Annotated in this window: 2 protein-coding genes; one reads left to right on the top strand and one right to left on the bottom strand. The window is 37.9% G+C overall.

What is annotated here, in order from left to right; translation table 11 throughout:
* Positions 1–122: 122 nt before the first annotated feature.
* Positions 123–1,340 (bottom strand): RNA-guided endonuclease TnpB family protein, encoded by a 1,218-nt coding sequence (locus FTU83_RS17155; protein ID WP_180047579.1) that lies wholly within the window; start codon positions 1,338–1,340, stop codon positions 123–125.
* Positions 1,341–1,379: 39 nt separating this feature from the next.
* On the opposite strand from FTU83_RS17155, the gene FTU83_RS17750 reads away from it, so the two are divergent.
* Positions 1,380–1,523 (top strand): transposase (locus tag FTU83_RS17750; protein ID WP_180107460.1); only part of this gene is annotated, 144 nt, incomplete at its 3' end.

Genomic DNA, 1,523 nt, shown 5'->3' with positions numbered 1-1,523 from the left:
TTGACATACTCCCACCACCAAGCTAAGAGCTATGGTGGGGGAATCTTTGCGACCCATGCAATCTTAGAGATTGCACCTTTCGATACCGCACTGCGCTGACAGTATGGCGGTACAGGAACTCTTTATACAGCACTATGTCCTAGTGCATCAGCTAAAGCGAAATTGCGTATATTCAAGCTTGCATTCAAATCACGATCATGCACTGTTTCACAGTCAGGACATTGCCATTCTCTTATGCTTAGTGGCAATTTTGTCATAGTATAACCACAACATGAACATGCTTTAGAACTTGGAACGAATCTTCCAATTTGTAGCACATTCTTACCGAACCATTTTGCCTTGTATTGCAATATCGTAAGAAATTGACCCCAAGCCACATCCGAAATGGACTTGGCTAATTTTCGATTTCTTACCATGTTTTTTATCCCTAAATCTTCTACAGCATACGTGGTCGCTTGGTTTTCACAGATCAAGTAATGCGTGAGTTTGTGATGTAGGTCTAAGCGTTGCAGGCGCACTTTTTCATGGATGAATGCAACACTTAATTTTTGACGTTGATAATTCTTTGATTCTTTCTTCTTTCGAGCAAATATCTTCTGCTGTATGGATAGTCGGTTTTGAGCCTGTCGCAAGTATTTTGGATTTTCAACCTTATTACCATCGGATTGAATGAGCATGTGATTCAAACCCATATCAATTCCGATGGTTTGATCAGCTTGAATTGTTGTTGATGCAACAAGTTCTAACTCTGACTCGACCAAAATCGAAGCATAATACTTACCTGTCGCTGTTTTGCTAATGGTGACAGTTTTGATTTTCCCATTAAATACCCGACTAAATACAGTTTTTATCCCTTTAATTTTAGGTAGATGAAGTAATCCGTTCTCAAAGCTCACTGTTGCGTGCTGAGGGCATTGATAAGACCGTTGCGGTATTTTCTTGGATTTGAACCGTGGGTAGCCGACAAGATGACTTAATGGGCGTTTTTCATCAGGATTTGGTTTATATCCTTTGATCTTTCTGAATTCAACCTTGCCTTTCTTTAATCGCTGAAAAAAGTTGTTGTAAGCAGTGTGTAGGTGAAGTAACCCACTAAGAAGTGATTGACTATTCACCTCGTTCAACCATTCGAATTCAGGTTGTTTTTTCATGGCAACTAATTGGTCTTGAATATCCTTTTTTGATAATAATTTTTGAGTTTCAGAATGAGCTTTAGTTTGAAGTGCTAAAGCCCAATTGAAAATAAAGCGAGTGCATCCGAAGTGCTTTTCAAATTGCACTTTCTGCTCAGAAGTAGGATAGATGCGATATTTATACGCTTTCAAAAAAGGTTGTTTCATGGTTATAATTTAGCAAATTAATTGCTTAGTGTAAATGTAATGAAGTCACATTATCACTGTGTTTATAAACTTACATATCATTTAGTGTTGGTAACAAAATATCGCAAGAAATGCCTTTCAAATGAGATGATCAATCGGCTTGAAGAAATTGTAAAAAAGAACTGTGCTGATTGGGAGATTGAC

This window comes from Acinetobacter sp. YH12152 (assembly GCF_013418285.1).
GTDB lineage: Bacteria > Pseudomonadota > Gammaproteobacteria > Pseudomonadales > Moraxellaceae > Acinetobacter > Acinetobacter amyesii.
Note: the sequence above shows the minus strand (reverse complement) of the source record. Positions and strands in the feature narration are given on the sequence as shown.

Coding starts and splice junctions, on each gene's coding strand:
- FTU83_RS17155 (WP_180047579.1), bottom strand. CDS start 1,340: ATGAAACAACCTTTTTTGAAAGCGTATAAATATCGCATCTATCCTACT.